This is a genomic window from Enterobacter cloacae complex sp. P18RS, assembly GCF_014982105.1.
Lineage (GTDB): Bacteria > Pseudomonadota > Gammaproteobacteria > Enterobacterales > Enterobacteriaceae > Enterobacter > Enterobacter hormaechei_C.
Map to the genome: position 1 here is coordinate 211,770 of NZ_JADCKV010000017.1, position 19,233 is coordinate 231,002.

Annotated in this window: 13 protein-coding genes and 2 pseudogenes; 7 read left to right on the top strand and 8 right to left on the bottom strand. The window is 50.6% G+C overall.

Annotated elements, in window-relative coordinates:
* The first annotated feature begins 234 nt into the window (after positions 1 to 234).
* Both metC and yghB read left to right on the top strand, forming a co-directional pair.
* Complete coding sequence (gene metC / locus INF61_RS14535; RefSeq protein ID WP_033487659.1) at positions 235 to 1,422, top strand: cystathionine beta-lyase; 1,188 nt, start codon at positions 235 to 237, stop codon at positions 1,420 to 1,422.
* Positions 1,423 to 1,564: 142 nt separating this feature from the next.
* Entirely contained in the window at positions 1,565 to 2,224 is a 660-nt protein-coding gene (yghB, locus tag INF61_RS14540; RefSeq protein ID WP_015571869.1) for a DedA family general envelope maintenance protein YghB, read from the top strand.
* A gap of 45 nt (positions 2,225 to 2,269) precedes the next feature.
* Here yghB and INF61_RS14545 read toward each other — a convergent pair whose 3' ends face one another.
* Positions 2,270 to 3,169 carry an AraC family transcriptional regulator gene (locus tag INF61_RS14545; RefSeq protein WP_033487660.1) on the bottom strand — a complete coding sequence of 300 codons (900 nt, stop codon included), beginning with the start codon at positions 3,167 to 3,169 and terminating at the stop codon, positions 2,270 to 2,272.
* Between the two features lie 195 nt (positions 3,170 to 3,364).
* Between INF61_RS14545 and yqhD the strand changes: the two genes are divergently transcribed.
* Entirely contained in the window at positions 3,365 to 4,528 is a 1,164-nt protein-coding gene (gene yqhD, locus INF61_RS14550; RefSeq protein ID WP_023304422.1) for an alcohol dehydrogenase, read from the top strand.
* Between the two features lie 105 nt (positions 4,529 to 4,633).
* Positions 4,634 to 5,461, top strand: coding sequence for a 2,5-didehydrogluconate reductase DkgA (gene dkgA, locus INF61_RS14555; RefSeq protein WP_047741518.1), 828 nt, complete (start codon positions 4,634 to 4,636; stop codon positions 5,459 to 5,461).
* Positions 5,462 to 5,547: 86 nt separating this feature from the next.
* Here the strand turns inward: dkgA and INF61_RS14560 are convergent.
* The 3 genes and pseudogenes from INF61_RS14560 to INF61_RS14570 form a co-directional block, all read right to left on the bottom strand.
* Positions 5,548 to 6,558, bottom strand: a pseudogene (locus INF61_RS14560) (radical SAM protein); the annotation flags it as partial.
* 114 nt (positions 6,559 to 6,672) lie between these two features.
* The gene (locus tag INF61_RS14565) at positions 6,673 to 7,002 is read right to left on the bottom strand and encodes a hypothetical protein (protein ID WP_023295435.1); all 330 of its coding nucleotides are present in this window, start codon (positions 7,000 to 7,002) and stop codon (positions 6,673 to 6,675) included.
* Between the two features lie 204 nt (positions 7,003 to 7,206).
* Positions 7,207 to 10,482: a P-loop NTPase fold protein gene (locus INF61_RS14570; RefSeq protein WP_021242119.1), complete on the bottom strand. Its 3,276-nt coding sequence runs from the start codon at positions 10,480 to 10,482 to the stop codon at positions 7,207 to 7,209.
* A gap of 858 nt (positions 10,483 to 11,340) precedes the next feature.
* Between INF61_RS14570 and INF61_RS14575 the strand changes: the two genes are divergently transcribed.
* Positions 11,341 to 11,637 carry a helix-turn-helix transcriptional regulator gene (locus INF61_RS14575; RefSeq protein ID WP_017384073.1) on the top strand — a complete coding sequence of 99 codons (297 nt, stop codon included), beginning with the start codon at positions 11,341 to 11,343 and terminating at the stop codon, positions 11,635 to 11,637.
* Positions 11,638 to 12,154: 517 nt separating this feature from the next.
* On the opposite strand, the gene INF61_RS14580 is transcribed toward INF61_RS14575, so the two are convergent.
* Complete coding sequence (locus INF61_RS14580; RefSeq protein WP_000227969.1) at positions 12,155 to 13,231, bottom strand: IS110 family transposase; 1,077 nt, start codon at positions 13,229 to 13,231, stop codon at positions 12,155 to 12,157.
* A gap of 159 nt (positions 13,232 to 13,390) precedes the next feature.
* Positions 13,391 to 14,713 (bottom strand): annotated as a pseudogene (gene pcoA, locus INF61_RS14585) (multicopper oxidase PcoA); the annotation flags it as partial.
* A 233-nt stretch (positions 14,714 to 14,946) separates the two neighbouring features.
* Between pcoA and INF61_RS14590 the strand changes: the two are divergent.
* On the top strand, positions 14,947 to 15,396 hold the full coding sequence (locus INF61_RS14590; protein WP_016151365.1) for a hypothetical protein: 450 nt from the start codon (positions 14,947 to 14,949) through the stop codon (positions 15,394 to 15,396).
* 288 nt (positions 15,397 to 15,684) lie between these two features.
* Positions 15,685 to 16,422, top strand: a complete 738-nt coding sequence (locus tag INF61_RS14595) for a peptidoglycan DD-metalloendopeptidase family protein (RefSeq protein ID WP_000287501.1) — start codon at positions 15,685 to 15,687, stop codon at positions 16,420 to 16,422.
* Positions 16,423 to 16,455: 33 nt separating this feature from the next.
* On the opposite strand, the gene INF61_RS14600 is transcribed toward INF61_RS14595, so the two are convergent.
* Positions 16,456 to 16,653, bottom strand: a complete 198-nt coding sequence (locus INF61_RS14600) for a DUF2933 domain-containing protein (RefSeq protein WP_000843497.1) — start codon at positions 16,651 to 16,653, stop codon at positions 16,456 to 16,458.
* 40 nt (positions 16,654 to 16,693) lie between these two features.
* Entirely contained in the window at positions 16,694 to 19,141 is a 2,448-nt protein-coding gene (gene silP, locus INF61_RS14605; RefSeq protein ID WP_023295437.1) for an Ag(+)-translocating P-type ATPase SilP, read from the bottom strand.
* Between the last annotated feature and the right edge of the window lie 92 nt (positions 19,142 to 19,233).

Consider the following 19,233-nt stretch of genomic DNA (forward strand, 5'->3'; position numbering starts at 1 on the left):
CAAATCACAAAATCTGAACGTAATAATATCAAAACGTCGTCGAATTGATAGTAGTTCTCATTAGTATTTACATAGTGCCGTAATTTTCGCTCACTTTCCTTGCGCTTACGCAGTAAAAATTTCTTATGCGAATTTTTGATAATATTTTCTGCTTATTCGATAAGCATCCGGATGCACATTCTGACAATCGTGGTAGTCTGGACGTCCAGACGTATAAAAAAAGGGTTAGCGAACATGACTAAAAAGCAGCTTGAGACCACGCTGGTGCAGGCAGGACGCAGTAAGAAATACACGCAGGGCTCGGTCAACAGCGTGATCCAGCGCGCCTCCTCGCTGGTGTTTGATACCGTTGAAGATAAAAAAATCGCTACGCGTAATCGCGCGAAGGGCGGGCTGTTTTACGGTCGTCGTGGCACGTTAACCCATTTCTCGTTGCAGGAAGCCATGTGCGAACTGGAGGGCGGCGCGGGCTGCGCGCTGTTCCCGTGCGGCGCGGCGGCGGTCGCCAATACTATTCTGGCGTTTGTGGAACAGGGTGACCACGTCCTGATGACCAATACCGCCTACGAGCCAAGCCAGGACTTCTGCACCAAAATACTCAGCAAGCTCGGCGTCACCACCAGCTGGTTCGATCCGCTGATTGGAGCCGGTATTGCCGGGCTTATTCAGCCCAACACGCGCGTTGTGTTCCTGGAATCTCCCGGCTCCATCACCATGGAAGTGCATGACGTCCCGGCCATCGTGAAGGCGGTGCGCAGCATAGCGCCGGAAGCGATCATCATGCTCGACAACACCTGGGCGGCAGGTGTGCTGTTTAAAGCCCTGGAATTTGACATCGATATCTCCATTCAGGCGGCGACCAAATACCTGATTGGCCATTCCGACGGCATGATCGGTACGGCGGTGTCTAACGCCCGCTGCTGGGATCAATTGCGTGAAAACGCCTACCTGATGGGCCAGATGGTGGATGCCGATACCGCCTACATGACCAGCCGGGGCATCCGTACGCTCGGCGTACGTTTGCGTCAGCATCACGAAAGCAGCCTGCAAATTGCACAGTGGCTGGCGCTGCATCCGCAGGTGGAGCGCGTTAACCATCCGGCGCTGCCGGGCAGCAAGGGCCACGAATACTGGCAACGTGACTTTACGGGCAGCAGCGGGTTGTTCTCATTTGTTCTTAAAAAGCGCCTGAATGACGCCGAACTGGCAAGCTATCTGGATAACTTTACCCTCTTCAGCATGGCCTATTCATGGGGTGGGTTTGAATCGCTGATCCTGCCCAACCAGCCGGAGCAGATTGCGGCCCTGCGCCCAGGCGGCGAGGTGGACTTCGAGGGGACCTTAATCCGCCTGCATATCGGGCTGGAAAATGTGGACGATTTAATTGCGGATTTATCGGCAGGATTTGAGCGCATCGTGTAAAGTGCTGGCTGAAATGTACTCCCCGGACGCTATTCTGAACACCGCAAGCAGAAAAGTCTGTATGAGATGCGCCTGCGATCAACCCCGACAGGCAAAATTGGGAGTACAATAGCGTTATATCTGCTGTTCCACAGGAAAGTCCATGGCTGTTATTCAAAATATCATCACGGCGCTCTGGCAACACGATTTTGCCGCGCTGGCGGACCCGCATGTCGTCGGGATTGTCTATTTCGTGATGTTCGCGACGCTGTTTCTGGAAAATGGATTACTGCCAGCCTCATTTTTACCCGGTGACAGCCTGCTCCTGCTCGCAGGGGCGTTAATCGGCAAGGGCGTGATGGACTTCGCACCGACAATGGTGATCCTCACCTCTGCGGCCAGTCTCGGCTGTTGGCTGAGCTACCTGCAAGGGCGCTGGCTTGGAAACACTCGCGTGGTGAAAGGCTGGCTGGCGCAGCTGCCGCATAAATATCACCAGCGCGCGACCTGCATGTTTGACCGTCACGGCCTGCTGGCGTTACTTGCCGGGCGTTTTCTGGCGTTTGTTCGTACCCTGTTGCCTACCATGGCGGGTATTTCAGGCCTCTCTAACCGCCGCTTCCAGTTCTTCAACTGGCTGAGCGCCCTGCTCTGGGTAGGCGTGGTCACCACGCTCGGCTACGCGCTGAATATGATCCCCTTTGTTAAGCGCCATGAAGACCAGGTGATGACCTTCCTGATGATCCTGCCGATTTTCCTGCTGGTTGCAGGGCTGGTGGGTACCATTGCGGTGGTGATTAAGAAAAAGTATTGCAGCGCATAAATAAAAGCCGGGTGGCGCTACCGCTTACCCGGCCTCCGTTTCCCCTCAGGCTCCCTGCATGGTTCTTATACGTGACGCATCTTCCCCCGGCGTGACGCCGAAGTAGCGCTTAAACTCCCGACTAAACTGCGACGCGCTTTCATACCCGACCCGCATCGCCGCGGCGCTGGCCTTCATGCCATCGTGGATCATCAGCATCCGCGCCTTATGCAGACGGTAGGTTTTGAGGTACTGCAACGGTGACGTGCTGGTGACAGATTTAAAGTTATGGTGAAACGCCGAGACGCTCATATTGGCTTCCGCCGCCAGCTGGTCAACGCTGAGGTTTTCCGTGTACTGGCTCTCGATGCGCTTCAGCACGCGGCTAATCAGGCTGAAGTGCGTTTGCCGGCTTACCAGCGCCAGCAGCGCCCCGCCGCCCGGTCCCAGCAGCACATGGTAAAGAATTTCGCGGATAATCTGTTTTCCGAGAATACGCGCATCCAGCGGCCTTTCCATCACGTCTAACAGGCGTTCAATCGCGCAGAGAATTTCCTCCGACAGGGTCGCGGAGTTGATACCGCTTGCCGCCATTGACGGCCGGAAAAGTTCGTCCTCCCCAATCTCCATCAGCAGCTCCTGCAACTGGAGGATGTCGACGTTGACGCGGATCCCGGCCAGCGGTACCTCCTCTGTCGCGAAAGTTTCACATTCGAAGGGTAAAGGTACTGTCAGAAGCAGATATTCATTGGTGTCGTAACGGAACACGCGCTCATTGATATAGCCAATCTTATGGCCAGAAAAGAGAAACACGATGCCGGGCTGATACATCACCGGGGTGCGCGTCCCGGGCTGGGTACCGTACAGCAATCGGATATCCGGCAGCAGCTCAGCCGAATCATTTCCGTTATCTATCATTCTTTTAATCTGCGACGTTAGCTGGCGGCAGATGGCATCACGGTTCATTTTCAGTTACTCCGGGTACGGTTTCCGACGCTGACAGTGTGCGCATTTTCTTACCGTTTCTCCAGCGCGCTGTAGAAATGGGCAAGACATCGGCAGGAATGTGCATTGAGAGGATAGCGCCTGCCCGCCACAATGAGCAGCATCAGGTTGCCTTCTGCGCCACCACGATTTTTTACCCACTACAGGGAACAAGCCATGAACAACTTTAATCTTCATACCCCAACCCGCATTCTGTTTGGTAAAGACGCCATCGCCGACCTGCGCGCGCAAATCCCCGCTGACGCCCGCGTCCTGATTACCTACGGCGGCGGCAGCGTGAAAAAAACCGGCGTACTGGATCAGGTGTACAGCGCTCTGGAAGGTCTGGACGTGCGCGAGTTCGGCGGTATCGAGCCTAACCCGTCTTATGAAACGCTGATGAACGCGGTAAAAATCGCCCGTGAGGAGCAAATCACCTTCCTGCTGGCGGTGGGCGGCGGCTCCGTGCTGGACGGCACCAAATTCATCGCGGCGGCGGCCCATTACGCTGACGGCATCGACCCGTGGCATATTCTGGAAACGGGCGGCAGCGACATCAGCAGTGCGATCCCGATGGGCTCCGTGCTGACGCTGCCGGCCACCGGATCAGAGTCCAACAAAGGCGCGGTCATCTCCCGTAAAACCACCGGTGACAAGCAGGCCTTTATGAACGAACACGTTCAGCCCGTGTTCGCGATCCTCGATCCGGTTTACACCTATACCCTGCCTGCACGTCAGGTGGCGAACGGCGTGGTCGACGCCTTTGTTCACACCGTTGAGCAGTACGTTACTTACCCGGTAAACGCCAAAATTCAGGATCGTTTCGCGGAAGGCATTCTGCTGACGCTGATTGAAGAAGGTCCAAAAGCGCTGAAAGAGCCTGAAAATTACGACGTGCGTGCCAACGTGATGTGGGCTGCCACCCAGGCGCTGAACGGCCTGATCGGCGCAGGCGTGCCGCAGGACTGGGCTACCCATATGCTCGGCCACGAGCTGACGGCGATGCACGGCCTGGATCACGCCCAGACGCTGGCGGTGGTTCTGCCTGCGCTGTGGAACGAAAAACGTGACGCTAAACGCGCCAAACTGCTCCAGTATGCCGAACGCGTGTGGAACATCACCGACGGTTCCGACGATGCGCGTATCGATGCCGCGATTGAAGCCACCCGTCACTTCTTTGAAAGCCTGGGCGTGCCAACGCGTCTCTCTGGCTATGGCCTGGACGGCAGTTCCATCCCTGCCCTGCTGGCGAAACTGGAAGCACACGGTATGACGCAGATCGGCGAGCATGGCGACATCACCCTGGACGTCAGCCGTCGTATTTACGAAGCGGCACGCTAAGCGTTTTTAGGATCCTGACTTTCGTTTTTTGACATTTCGTCCAGACTTAATGCACATCACATCGTCGGAGGTTCCCTCCGGCGATGAGCACCTGAAGGAGGAAAAATGGCAAACCAAACCGTAATCAAGCTACAGGACGGCAACGTGATGCCCCAGCTGGGGCTAGGTGTATGGAAAGCCGGTAACGACGAGGTCGTCTCCGCCATTCATAAAGCCCTGGAAGTCGGCTATCGGTCCATCGATACCGCCGCCGCCTATAAAAACGAGGACGGCGTGGGGAAAGCGCTTGCCAGCGCCGGCGTTCCCCGGGATGAGCTTTTCATCACCACCAAGCTGTGGAACGAGGATCAAAAGCGTCCCCGCGAAGCGTTGCAGGAGAGTCTGGAGAAACTCCAGCTCGATTTCGTCGATCTTTATCTCATGCACTGGCCGGTACCGGCTATCGACCATTACGTTGATGCCTGGAAGGGAATGATTGAACTGCAAAAAGAGGGGCTGATAAAAAGCATCGGCGTCTGTAATTTCCAGGTTCATCATCTGCAACGCCTGATTGATGAAACGGGCGTCGCGCCGGTAATTAACCAGATTGAGCTGCACCCGCTGATGCAGCAGCGCCAGCTTCATTCATGGAACGCCACGCACAAGATCCAGACCGAATCCTGGAGCCCGCTGGCTCAGGGCGGCGAAGGGGTGTTTGACCAGAAAATCATCCGTGAACTGGCGGATAAGTACGGTAAAACCCCGGCGCAGATCGTCATTCGCTGGCATCTGGATAGCGGTCTGGTGGTGATCCCGAAATCGGTCACGCCATCGCGTATCGCCGAGAACTTCGACGTCTGGGATTTCCGCCTGGATAAAGACGAGCTGGGTGAAATTGCGAAGCTGGATCAGGGCAAACGGCTTGGGCCGGACCCGGATCAGTTTGGCGGGTGATCCCCTCACCCTGCCCTCTCCCCGGAGGGGAGAGGGTTAGACCTGTAGGCCCGGTAAGCGCAGCGCCACCGGGCATTGTTACAGGTTTAACCGGTCTTACGTTTTACGTTCTTCTTCGTTCCCGCAACACCGTTCGAACGCTGATGCGCAATAGGCGTGTGCTTGGTCAGCGCCGGGCGCGTGTTGCGGTTCTGGCGGCGCGCTTCGCGCATCTCTTCCAGCGTTGGCGCTGGCACCAGGCAATCACGACGCGAGCCGATCAGGTGCTTTTTCCCCATCTCTTCCAGCGCCTGACGGATCAGCGGCCAGTTTTTCGGATCGTGATAGCGCAGCAGCGCTTTATGCAGACGGCGCTGTTTATCCCCTTTCGGCACCACCACGTCTTCGCTCTTATAACCAATCTTACTCAGCGGGTTTTTGCCGGTGTAATACATGGTCGTCGAGTTGGCGAGCGGCGACGGGTAGAAGTTCTGCACCTGATCCAGACGGAATCGACGCTGCTTCAGCCACAGCGCCAGGTTCACCATGTCTTCATCACGGGTGCCGGGGTGTGCGGAGATGAAGTATGGGATCAGATACTGCTCTTTCCCCGCCTGTTTTGAATAGGTATCAAACAGCTGTTTAAAGCGGTCATAGCTGCCCATGCCTGGCTTCATCATTTTGGACAGCGGGCCTTCTTCGGTGTGCTCCGGGGCGATCTTCAGATAACCGCCAACGTGGTGCGTCGCCAGCTCTTTGATGTAGCGCGGATCTTCCACCGCAATGTCGTAACGCACGCCGGAGGCGATCAGGATCTTCTTGATGCCTTTCAGGTCACGGGCGCGACGGTAAAGATTGATAGTCGGCTCGTGGTTGGTGTCCATATGCTCGCAAATGCTCGGATAGACGCAGGAGAGACGACGGCAGGTCTGCTCGGCGCGCGGCGATTTACAGCGCAGCATGTACATGTTGGCCGTTGGACCTCCCAGATCGGAGATCACGCCGGTAAAGCCCGGCACCGTGTCGCGAATCGCTTCGATCTCGTTAACAATCGACTCTTCGGAACGGCTCTGAATAATACGGCCTTCGTGTTCGGTGATCGAACAGAGCGAGCACCCTATAATTCTGATCATTTAGAAATTTTTTTGCGTTTAAAATCAATGAATTGAAAGATTTCATTTTTCTAAGTCTGATAAAACAGATGAAAACCCAACTGACTATACTCATAAAACTCAATCTTTGCGCTGCTGTACGATACCAGTAATTACAGGTGCCAAGTTTAACATCATGAAAAGTAGCCCAATAATGAATGACGCAACGCCAGCTGCGGTGCCTAACTTCTGACTGAACACCATTGAAACAAAGTACATATTTGGGATAAAAACGGACATAGCAATCACGAAAAGTAACTTATTCAGATAATTATTTATTCGGGTCTTAACCTCAACTCTATCATAAAAAGCCATCGAAACGTAAGCAGTTATCAGTGAATAAAAAGACCATGTCATATAGTTAACCGATTCATTAAATGCCTCTCGCAAAAGCAAAGCACTTTCTGTCATTCCCTACCTCATTAAATCAATAGAAAATAAATCTGAATAATTTATTTTTAAAAGAAAAGAACACAACATAACTTCAGTAGTTATGATTAATCCCTGAATGATTATTTCTTAGCAAGATATAACATGCTTAATGTATATCAGGCAATAAAAAAACTCCCAAAGACCACCGCTGTGGTCTTCAGGTATAGGATTTAAAGAACGAACTCAGTCCGGAAACGTATCACTATCTTCTGTAACGTCCGCTTTCTCTGGTAACATTCTGTTTTTAATATACTGTGAATTCCTGCAGATGAGAGGAAAAATCTCCGAGTTATTCATTATACAACTCGTTGCCGTACGGGCGTCCTCCGGAGACCATGATGAAAATGAAAACGTCTGACGGTCAAGCCATTGAGACAATAATACATTATCAACAGAAGCGCTAAACAGCGCCGCAATAGCCCTGCGTTCAACGGCCTTCTCAGGTTCAATAAACGACAACTCATTATGAAAACGGGTAATAATCGCAATACGGCTGTCAATACGAATATGTCTTTCAAGTAAGACATCGTGCAACTCATCAAGTACAGTCTCTCTCTGGGTATCGTCGAGGCAAGACCACAGAAAATGAATGTTCTCGGCATTTGTGACAACGTCTGGCTCTGCATCACGGAACCATGATGCAAAGATACCCACACTACCTTCCATCCGGATATGCTGCCCCTGAAGTTGCATTTGTTCAAGGATAAAGCGCATGTTCACAGGAAGAACCGTAAAACACTCAATAAGCCTTTCAGAAGAACTAAATACTCCACATGCCAGGGCGTTCAGCTTTTTCTTCAAAATATCAAACTGCTCACCTGACTGATATACGTCATGGAGAAATACTGGACCCATAGCATTCACATCAGACTCAATTATTTTCTCTGACAGTGCTTTTTGACGCTCTCGCACAAATATTAAAAGAGAGGTTGCATTTGTAGCTTCTTTGATGACGTCATACTGACCTTTAACAAAGCTCAGGACAGGTATATTCACCAGAAGACCTAAATCAACAATCCTGCCAACAGCATTTTTGATGTACGGCAGAACATTTTTATCCTTAAGTGCTATAAAGATACTCTCGGCAGTACGTAGATAACGAAGATATGCAGCCAAAGCCAGGTCAAACCGTTCCTCACCAATATGTTCACTGTACGACTCGATACCGGCATAGTTACCATGGAGCACCATGTGAGCAACAGCCTGTGCAGCAAATTCCGCAGGGAAGAGATTCCTCGTCGCCGTATTATTAAGATAATATTGATTTAAAACATTATTATTCCAGTCCGGGCTCAGAACAATTTTTCTGAAATGGATAACGTCCTCAACAACCTGACGATTTTTAAGCGTCATTATTGCAGAGCTAACCTGAGCCCCACCTGTACCATCATTCTTTCCAATTACGTTCTGTACCGCCTTCGATGCAATATTGATATGCCGGATAATTCCCGGATTAAAAAGGTCTATCTGAGGTTGCTCAGCTCCATAGCGTAACATCTCCTCCCGACCGTGATTTCCGATATCTAGTGTGCCAATTTTCAGGTTTGACAAGGTCTCTTCATTATTGACAAGGTATTCCACATAAAATACGCCATCTACAAAATTCTCCATTTTATTCAGTAGTGATTCACCGGCCAGAACAGAGTATGAATCAGCTTCCTGCAGCAACGTCTTCGTGGATTCAGCCTCCAATTTTTCTGAATCCTGAATTTCATCAAGTTTACTCACAATAAACGATATTTGCCTTTCGACGAAAGGCTCTAGGCTTATCCGCCCGTCAGCCATCAGTTTCTGCAGACTCAATACGAAACCTTCATCATTCTTTTCTCTGAGTGAAACAGCATAACTCTGATTCAGCATTTGCACTGCGACTTTGAGTTGCGGTTCGGCGAGAGCCTGACACTTCTCATCCATCCGGCTATAAGAAACCAGCCAGTCTCGCATCTGAATATGTGGTGCCACTCGCTGCCATGCTTCAGCGAAACCCCACAAGGCCGTCAGTTCTTCAAGCCGTGGGATATTTATAGCACCAATCGCGTCTTTAAGAGGCGTATCAAGCAACTCGCTCCTGGCAAGCTCCACCGTGGACTGATAGTGGATGCTCATCAGAAATTCGCTCCATCTTTCTGTATCGTTATTAAAAATTCGGGATATTTGTTGATAAGTTAGCGAGAGCATCTCGTCAAAATCATCCGGAGCAATACCGGGTTCGGTCTGACTAGCTTTGGGATCGCGAAGTAATACTTTAATATCTCGCTCCCCGTATCTGACCACCAGTAAGTAGAGAGCAATAAGAATATGGCGATGATCTTCTGTTGCAGGAACGGTAAGGTTCAGAATATGAATATCATTAACAAACTTCTTCATTAATCGCGGTGTGATACGAGGATACTCAGAGGGTTTCCAGCGCTCAAGCAACACCGTTGCTTCCCGGCACGCTATCCCTGCATCCTCATTTACTGTTTCTTTCCAGTACTGCCTTAACGCTTCCTGCCATCCTGCCGAAATAAGAGGAGGAACCTGAAAACTTACAGGAATCCGCTTTGCAATAAACTCACGCCCGCTGAAACCCGCCACAGAAAGTGAGGCTGAAACCTGTCTTGCCGAATAGGGCACCACTATCCTGAAGTGTTCATGAGTGGCTCCGGCAATAAGCTCCATATCACTCCAGAGCTCTTTCACTTTGTCTGCACTGATTCGGTCCAGATTATCAATGATAAGGATGAAGCGATCTCCATGGGAAATGACCTCTTTGGAGGTAAATCCCTGCAGAGCTTCAGCCAGCTCAATAGCTCCGACCTCCTTATTAACTAGCCAAGTCTCTTCAATCCTGTCAGTACTGTTGCGTTTGAACAAATCACCAATACTCGAATACCCTTTCTTTCTGTACCATTCCATGTTCTGCAGGCATGCCAGTCCTGCGACCATAATGGCAGGAGAAAGAAACGCGGCCACCTCAACATAAAAAAGCCACCCTAATAATGACTCCTTGTTAGTAAAATATTGATTAAGGTCTGTTAGCACATAACGAAGCATCTGCACGGAAAGCAATGACAGTAAAATAAAAACGACGGTCAACCAGCTTAGCCTGCTGCTGACCCTCTTGTCGTATTCAACGATGTTACCCAGAGCCAGATTTTTATACTTATCCAACACATCCCGGGAGCCCGGACATTGTAGGCTGACCCCGTGGTGGATGACATCGATAAGCGCTTTTTTAGTTGAGCCATGATGGTAACGTTCTGCATCAAAGTTAATGAACGTAAAATCATCTTTAAGCTTTTTCTGCAGGAACTTCAATATTGTTGACTTACCTGAACCCAGCTCACCTTCCAGACCAATAATATTGACATCAGGTGTCCTGATGATCTGAGCCACATTCTCTGCAACTTTTTCATGACTGCTGCCTCTAAACATATCCTGGTCAGCGGGTGATTCCGTCTGCAATCGTAGAGTCATTCAGCAATTTCCTTCGTTATAACGTAAGATTCTTTCACTATTAGACACAGTACAGAGCCCACAGCAACCAAATGACTGCAGCCGGGGCAGTTTAGTTTTAAGCATGCATAAGCCGATTTCGATGGAATCCCTTTCACACAATAATATTGAATTGAAGCAATGAAAACATTAATGTGTTTGTTGTGACTAGCTGCAGGGGCCTGGAAGAAATTCCAAAGCCTGACAAACCGGAACAGGGCTTGCTCTGCTCCGGTTTTATCCAGTTCATCTTGAAGCCCTTGTTTTTGTTACATATCCCTGCTCACTCTTTCAGCCATTGTTAAGCTTCTTGTGTGTAATCTGCGAATAATACGGATGCAAAATTGATGCAATGGATTATACATACCTACAGCGCACGTTACGCTGAGCTGAATCGAATTTCAGAGAACGTTCTTCGCTATTACCCTGCCCAGCCAGTTGAACACATTTTATCATCCGGCCCCGAGAGTGACATGTTCTCTGCCTGGTACAGCCTTCATCAGAGTCAAACTAGACGTTATTTACAGGCAAAAGAAGACAGCTACAGAGCTTAAGTCTGACATTATTCGTGGCTGTGTCTGCCTTCGGAGTTTTCAGCTTATCCCGATAACAGCGGTTTTGAAAAATTGACGTTTTTTACACCGGTACATTGCCCGAACGCAATCTCCCCCGTAGCGAAATACCGCCCCGCAGAAAATCGTCCATGCTCGGCATGCCCCTGGAACATCAGCATCTTTTCAATAAAGGTTTTACAGCCTATAGTCTGTATAACACAAAATACACCTTACCTGCTGTATTACAGGGCGGTACTCCCTACTCAGTCTGCGAGGCAGGTCACTTATGAATAATCAGTTCCCGATAAAAACGCTGAACCAGCTCAGACCTGTGCTAATCGGGTTTCGCAAAATCAAGGGCTTCACGCAAAAAGATGTGTCTGAGAGGCTTGGCGTAACGCAGCAAACCTATGCCCGCCTGGAAGCAAACCCTGCTAGCGCCAGTATTGATCGTCTGTACAAGGTATTCAGTATTCTGGGCGTAGAAATAACGCTGTCATCTATTTCCCCTTCACCCTTCATTTCCCACACAGAGATGAGGGGGGCATTTGACAGCACTCCCGCCAGACGGGAGAAATGGTGACTATTAGAAGTTTGCTAGTTTTGTCGAATGACGCCAACTACATGTCCGCATCCATCGAGTAGTGGCTTCAAGCCACGATTGTCACTGCCTCCGCTGCCTTTTTCCAGTAACTCTCTCCTTTTAATTCTAATATTTAGGGGTGTCAACGCAAAGCAGAAACGGCACCTTCTTTGCGAGACAGAAATGACCTGTGATTGCCTGGCCGATTTATGGCAGCTAAGTGCGAGAAGCGGATATAGCGAATTCGCCATTGTACGGGATTAGCAGGTTTACTGAAGCAACCTGCGATGGCGTTATGGCAATAGTCAGTCCCCTGTCCAGTCGGCATAGGTGGCCACCTCGTCACCGCCGGGGATAAACTGATTGAAGCCTCCGCGCAAAATCACTTATTCTTTTCCGTTAATAAAATGCAGGAGCAAAGTCATGACTGGCGAAATTCGTGGGCGAGGCAGGCCACGAAAAACAGAGAGTACCTATACAGGGTAAGGGTGCCAACTTACTGACGCCCTTCTAAGAGTCAAGCTGTTATCGGGATACTGTTGATCCGCCTGTTTTGATTGCGCAGTAACGTGTAAACTTCGCGGGAGATATATCGCTTTAGACAGCGTATCGCTTCCATTTTTGTATGTCCTTCGGCTACACGCCTGGCGACATATTCCTTTGTTTTTGCGTCAGTTCGTAAGCGTCCGATGGCGATGATGTGAAGTGCACTATTTGCAGCACGATCTCCACCACGATTAAGTCGGTAACGGTTCGTTTTTCCAGAAGAAACGGGGACCGGGCTGACACCACACAGTGCCGCAAATCCTGATTCTGATCTTAACCGTTGAGGATTGTCTCCGGCAGTGATCAGCAACTGTGAAGCGCTTTCGTATCCGATAGCATTACGTTTAATCAGCTCAGGTGCCAACTCGTCGACAATTGCCGCAATCATGACATCCAGATCAGCGATTTCGTCATGTAACTCGAGATAGCGTCGGGCAAGGGACTTTAATGAAATGCGATAAACGTTGGTTACATTGCGGTATTCACTGGCATCAGGTCTCCAGGAACCCAGGGTCCTGATGAGCTGCATGCGCGTCATATTTCTGAGCTGTTCACGTAATTCATCCGGGGCAGAGATAATATTTGAATGGATAATCTGGAGAGCGACTCTGCGGGCTGATATTGCTGTTTTTCGGCAAGTTTTTAATACCCGCAGGGACTCAATCATGCCATCACGCGTTTTGGGAGTAACTGTCCTGATGCCTGAGAATGCTGCATGAGCGGCACATTCAGCATCAATTGTGTCACTTTTACCCCGTTTGCGTCGCTCCATCCGGTCTGGAGCAGTCACCTCAAGAACTTCTAACCCGGCGTTCTGAAAATAACGAAGCAAACCGGAACCATAGGTACCTGTGCACTCAACACCAATTCGCTTTAATGTCCCAAACGAGGTCATCCATGCCAGCATCTGCCGGTAACCTTGTCGTGTTGTGGAGAAATACTGAGTCCCAAGGACTTTATTGTTCTGATCTACGACAGCGGCAACGTGCAAATCTTTATGTGTATCCACGCCACCCACAACGGCAGCTTCGGTAACTTTATCAACCATGACAGAGCTCCTGTGAGGAAACAGAGTTGAATCTCCAGACAGATAACCCGGACAGGACAGTAACGAGACAAGCCGTCAGGCCCTTCTTGAGTCACGCGCATCGGTGAGGAGATGCCTCGCATGAAGGCGCTTCCGGCAACCGACGGGTCCAGGGCAGGACACAAAAGGTCGATCGCTGTGTGAGTCAGGATGCGGGAAGGTCTTCATCCGGGAATGATCCATACCGGCCATGCTGCTGTGATCCATGGGCGCGGAGGATGTCCCGCTATCCGGAAGGTCAGCACCGTCCATAGACATCATCTCTCCGCTGTTATCCATGCCTCCCATCTGGCTGTGGTCCATTCCTGCCATATCATGTCCCATTCCCCCCATACCCATATCTTCCATGGTCAACAGAGGACGGGGATCGAGGGGGGGAACGGCAGCACTTAACCCCTCTCTCGTGGCCAGTGTCCCTCGAGCGTAACCGGTCCTGTCCATGGATTGTGCGAAGATGGTATAGGCCTCACCCTGAGGCTCCACAATGACATCATAGGTTTCGGCAACGGCAATCCTGAATTCGTCAACGGTAACCGGGTTTACATACTGGCCATCTGCAGCCACGACCGTCATTTTCAGCCCGGGGATACGGATATCGAAATAGGTCATTGCCGAGCCGTTGATAAACCGTAAGCGTATCTTTTCACCGGGACGGAACAGTCCGGTCCAGTTTTTCAGCGGGGCCTGCCCGTTCATGAGATAGGTGTAGGTGTAGCCACTGACATCCGCGAGGTCAGTCGGATTCATTTTCATTTCAGCCCACATTTTCCGATCGGCAATGGTGGCTGACAGCCCCCTGGTATTCACGTCGCGGAAAAAAGAGCCAACGGTTGGTTTATTGAAATTGTAGTAATCCGACTGTTTTTTTAATTTTTTCAGCAGGCTGTGAGGATTTTCATCGGTCCAGTCAGACAACATGACCACATGCTCACGATCGTAAGCAAACGGTTCTGGCTCCCTGGCATCGATGATAATGGCACCGTATACCCCCTCCTGTTCCTGCAGACCGGAATGGCTGTGGTACCAGTAAGTCCCGTTCTGCTTAACCTTAAAGGTGTAAACGTAGGTATCATCAGGCTCTATGCCCATAAAACTCAGCCCCGGAACACCATCCATATTGGCCGGAAGAATAATGCCGTGCCAGTGAATGGACGTCTGTTCATTAAGACGGTTTTTGACCTTCAGGGTAATGGTGTCACCTTCTTTCCAGCGAAGAACGGGCCCCGGCAGGCCTCCATTGATTGTTTTGGCCTGACGCTCACTGCCCGTGATATTGACGGCCGTTTCACCAATGGTCAGGTCAAACTGAGTACCCTGCAGGGATGCGGCAACTGGCAGGCTCAGACTGGAACGCGCATTGAAACTCCATACGCCAAGACTTCCGGCTACGCCAGAGAGGGTTAACCCCTTCAGGAAAGTTCGTCGAGACGTTTTCAACAGCATGCGCATTCCCTTATTTAAAGTATGGTTACTGACAGAATTCGAGAACCGATTTAAATTAAATTACTGGTTCATCCACTTACAATGAAATGAATCTAGCACACCTTAAGAAACAAATTCATTACAATCGTGTAATGTACGTGGCTGTATTACATTTACGTCATCTTCCCCACAGGTTGATTTTTTTATATATGATCATAAGGACATCTTTTATGTACCTCAGAAGGTAATTACACATGAATATATTAATCACGACCACTGCGTTTACAGCTTTATTTTGTGGGGCAGCTTTTGCTCAGTCCAGTGATATTGCCCATGAAGCACATCGATTTGTTAATAATGCCTCAGCCGTCAGTCATGTGAACTCCTCGACGCATGAAAACTTACCGGACAGGGTTAATAAAAACAACACGCCCTCATTCTCTGAAATGAATGAACATGAAAGGGCCATTGTTGCTCATTCATTTATGAACAACAGCGCGTCCTATGTGCATCAGAAAATGATTGAGGAACATAAAAAAATGCTGTCCGGCAGTGATGCAAATTCAAAGACCTCGTCTTCTTCTTTTAACGAACTGAATGCCGGAGAAAAAGCCGCTCTCGTGCATGAGCAGGTCAATAATGCCGGTGCGGAAGCACATCAGACGCAGGCAAGAAAGCTTCGCGGGCTGTATTCGACCAGGTAACTGCAGGCGGGTTAGTGCTTAGCATCAGGTGCGCAGCAGGGCTTTACTGACGGGTTACGTAGCAGGACATGAGCCCCATATTGCTCTGCCGTAACCTGTTTCAGTCCCGTTAATCATCACCGTCGGGCTGGTCATACAGTTCCCAGAGCTTCAGGAGCAAACGGGAAACAAGATATGTTACAAAAATGACGACCATCAACGGTGCTCCCGATTAACTGACAGATGACACGCCTCCTGAAAACCCCTAGCATACGCCGCAGTGTTCATGCTAACGGCGAATTCCAGTAAATGTATTCTACCGATGTCGTAAAAGAAAATGCCTACCTTTCAGCCACCCGCTCGGGGCTGGAATCGAACGAGATCGCTACTCTTCAGCGCTCCTTGCCTTCCCGGTTTAATCTGCGGCATTTGAAAAAAAATGAATCATTAAAACTCGTACTGCAAAAGAAAGCGGGAAAATCACGTGTCGTGGCCTATAAATTTACGTCCGGTTCATTTAATTACACGGCGTATCGTATATCAGATAAAAAGTTCTATAACCTTTCCGATACTTCCGGGAAAGGCAGTCTCGATTATCCGTTACCGGCCACAGCAAGACTCAGTTCGCCTTTCAATCCTGCAAGACTTAACCCGGTATCGGGAAAAGTGAGTCCCCATAATGGCATTGATTATTCCATGCCCATGAACACGAAAATAGTCAGCGTCATCGACGGAAAAATCACCCGGGCCGAATACAACAGCACCATGGGATATTTTGTTGAAGTAACAGGAAAAGCCGGTGTTAAAACTCGCTATCTCCACCTCAATAAAATACTCGTTACTAAAGGGGCCAGGGTTACCCGGGGAGGCGCTATTGCGTTATCCGGTAACAGCGGACGTTCATCCGGTCCTCATCTGCATTACGAGCTGGTCATCAATAACAATCCTGTTAACTCACTGGCGTTCCGGGCAGCGGCACCCGCTGATAACAAACTTGAACAGCATGCCTTTGCGCATGCCAGAGACTACGAACGATACCTGGACTGATAACGGGGCCGCGACGCGGCCCCGTCTGCCGGATTAATTTTTTTTATCGTTTTCACTTCCTTGATGTTGATGATCTCCATGCCCTCCGTGGCCGTGGAAAAGATGCATTAGCGGGCAGACCAGCAATAACAGATATGGCCAGTAACCTGCCACATGTGACCAGTGTTCGCGCAGGAGGGCAAATGCCGCGATCGCGGCGACAGCAATAAGCGCATAGGTGGTACTTTTCATACTGGACTCCTTCTGTTCGTAACAGCCCCTTCACTCAGTGTTATTTCCCGAGCCTGACACTTTTCAGACGCAACGCATTCACAATGACGCTGACGGAGGAAAGAGCCATGGCCGCCGCCGCAATAACTGGCGACAGCAGTATTCCATACACAGGATAAAGCAGGCCTGCAGCCACAGGCACGCCAAGTGCGTTGTAGATAAATGCAAAAAACAGATTCTGTCGGATATTTTTCATGGTGATTTCTGACAGATGACGGGCCCTGTTCAGTATCATCAAGTCGCCTTTGAGAAGGGTGACTCCGGCACTTTCAATTGCCACATCTGTACCCGTTCCCATGGCTATTCCCACGTCAGCCGCTGCCAGCGCCGGGGCATCATTCACACCGTCTCCGGCCATCGCAACCACATGGCCAGACGCTTTCAGTCGGGTTATCGCTGCTTTTTTGCCATCCGGCAGAATCCCGGCTTCAACCTCATCTATTCCCAGTTTCCGTGCGACTGCTTCAGCGGTAAGCTGGTTATCCCCGGTGAGCATAACGATGCGGATCCCCGCCTGACGCAAAGCTTTAAGCGCATCCGGCGTGGTTGCTTTCACGGGATCCGAGATAGCTATCAGGCCTGCAAGGTGCCCGTCTGTGGCCACATAGATAACGGTAGCACCTTCCATCCGCAACGTATCCGCAACGGCCTTTTGATTATCAATAACGATACTGTTTTCCTGCATAGCCAGTTCATTACCAATAACAACCCGTTGACCTTCGACATCGCCTGAGACACCTTTACCCGACGGCGCATTGAAATGAGTGACTGCGGGTATTGCGATCCCCTTTTCCTGTGCTGCTTTAACTACTGCCATACCCAGCGGATGCTGCGAGCCTTTTTCCACTGCGGCCGTTACACGCAAAAGAGATGTTTCCCCACCCGGATTGAGACTGATAATCCCTGTCACCGTCGGCGAACCTTCCGTGAGCGTGCCTGTTTTGTCGACAACCAGCGTGTCCACTTTTTCAAGACGCTCAAGGGCTTCGGCATTCTTGATTAACACCCCGGCCTGGGCTCCTTTGCCCACCCCCACCATTATCGACATCGGCGTGGCCAGCCCCAGCGCGCAGGGACAGGCAATAATCAGGACCGACACAGCCGCAATGAGACCGTGCGCCATCCTGGGCTCGGGCCCCCAGACAGACCAGATCATGAAAGCAACAACCGCGATAAGTATCACCAGAGGAACAAACCAGCCTGAAACGCTGTCAGCCATTCTCTGGATGGGGGCCCGCGAACGCTGTGCATCAGCGACCATCTGAACAATTCGTGAGAGCATCGTTTCATCACCGACTTTCTCTGCACGGATGATAAGACTACCTGTCTGATTAATGGTCCCCCCGATGACAGGGTCACCCTCCGTTTTGGTAACAGGCATAGATTCCCCGGTCACCATCGATTCATCAACGGTTGTTTTGCCTTCGACCACGATACCGTCGACCGGAATACTCTCTCCAGGTCTGATGCGGAGCTTATCGCCAGGCAGGACATCTTCCGCATTAATATCCGTTTCATGACCGTCATGATCCAGCCGTCTGGCGGTTTTGGGGGCAAGGTTCAGAAGCGCAGTAATGGCGCCTGAGGTTTGTTCCCGTGCCCGCAGCTCAAGAACCTGTCCCAGCAGAACAAGCACCGTAATAACTGCTGCGGCTTCAAAATAAACGGCCACCAGGCCATCCATGTTTCTGAACGATGCAGGAAACCAGGAGGGGAAGACGGTTGCAATGACGCTGTAAACCCAGGCTACGCCGGTCCCCATTGCAACAAGGGTAAACATATTCAGGGAGCGGTTACGTAACGACATTCCGGCCCGGGCGAAGAATGGCCAGCCACACCACAACACGACAGGGGAGGCCAGAAGCAACTGCAGCCATGTGTTGTACTGTGGCGGTACTGTATTCCTCAAGTCGGGAAACAGATGAGATCCCATTTCGAGTACCAGAACCGGAAACGCCAGCAACAACCCCAGCCAGAAGCGTCTTGTCATGTCGTGAAGTTCATCACTCGGCCCCGTGGATGCCGTAGCTACGAGCGGCTCCAGTGCCATTCCACAGACAGGACAGCTTCCGGGACCACTGCGGCGTATCTCCGGGTGCATCGGACATGTCCACACACCTTCAGAATTCTCTTTTTCCGCCTGGTTGTGAGGCTGTTTTATCTGATCAGGGCTGACTTCGTGATGATCGTGGTGATGGTGATGGGAATGTTCACTGGCATCTTCGGTAAGATAACGATCGGGATGGGCTTTAAATTTACTCTCACAGCTGGCGGAGCAGAAATAAAGTTGGTGGTCCTGGTATCGAATGCTGCTGTGCGCCCTGTCGGGCAGGATGGCCATCCCGCACACGGGATCTCTCACCTTATGCAATACGTGGCCCTCGTCCGGGGATAATGTCTGCTCAGAAGCAGTCTGGTTGTTGTGTTGCACTGCATTGTCATTTTTCACAGTAACTCTCCTTATGCATACCGAAGCATCTTCTGTCTTCAGGGTATGTCATGGATGCGATTACCACGAATATCGCCGGCACAGGAGTGCCT

Coding starts and splice junctions, on each gene's coding strand:
- INF61_RS14590 (WP_016151365.1), top strand. CDS start 14,947: ATGAATATATTAATCACGACCACTGCGTTTACAGCTTTATTTTGTGGG.
- INF61_RS14570 (WP_021242119.1), bottom strand. CDS start 10,482: ATGACTCTACGATTGCAGACGGAATCACCCGCTGACCAGGATATGTTT.
- INF61_RS14580 (WP_000227969.1), bottom strand. CDS start 13,231: ATGGTTGATAAAGTTACCGAAGCTGCCGTTGTGGGTGGCGTGGATACA.
- INF61_RS14595 (WP_000287501.1), top strand. CDS start 15,685: ATGTATTCTACCGATGTCGTAAAAGAAAATGCCTACCTTTCAGCCACC.
- INF61_RS14545 (WP_033487660.1), bottom strand. CDS start 3,169: ATGAACCGTGATGCCATCTGCCGCCAGCTAACGTCGCAGATTAAAAGA.
- INF61_RS14575 (WP_017384073.1), top strand. CDS start 11,341: ATGAATAATCAGTTCCCGATAAAAACGCTGAACCAGCTCAGACCTGTG.
- INF61_RS14600 (WP_000843497.1), bottom strand. CDS start 16,653: ATGAAAAGTACCACCTATGCGCTTATTGCTGTCGCCGCGATCGCGGCA.
- metC (WP_033487659.1), top strand. CDS start 235: ATGACTAAAAAGCAGCTTGAGACCACGCTGGTGCAGGCAGGACGCAGT.
- yghB (WP_015571869.1), top strand. CDS start 1,565: ATGGCTGTTATTCAAAATATCATCACGGCGCTCTGGCAACACGATTTT.
- yqhD (WP_023304422.1), top strand. CDS start 3,365: ATGAACAACTTTAATCTTCATACCCCAACCCGCATTCTGTTTGGTAAA.
- INF61_RS14565 (WP_023295435.1), bottom strand. CDS start 7,002: ATGACAGAAAGTGCTTTGCTTTTGCGAGAGGCATTTAATGAATCGGTT.
- dkgA (WP_047741518.1), top strand. CDS start 4,634: ATGGCAAACCAAACCGTAATCAAGCTACAGGACGGCAACGTGATGCCC.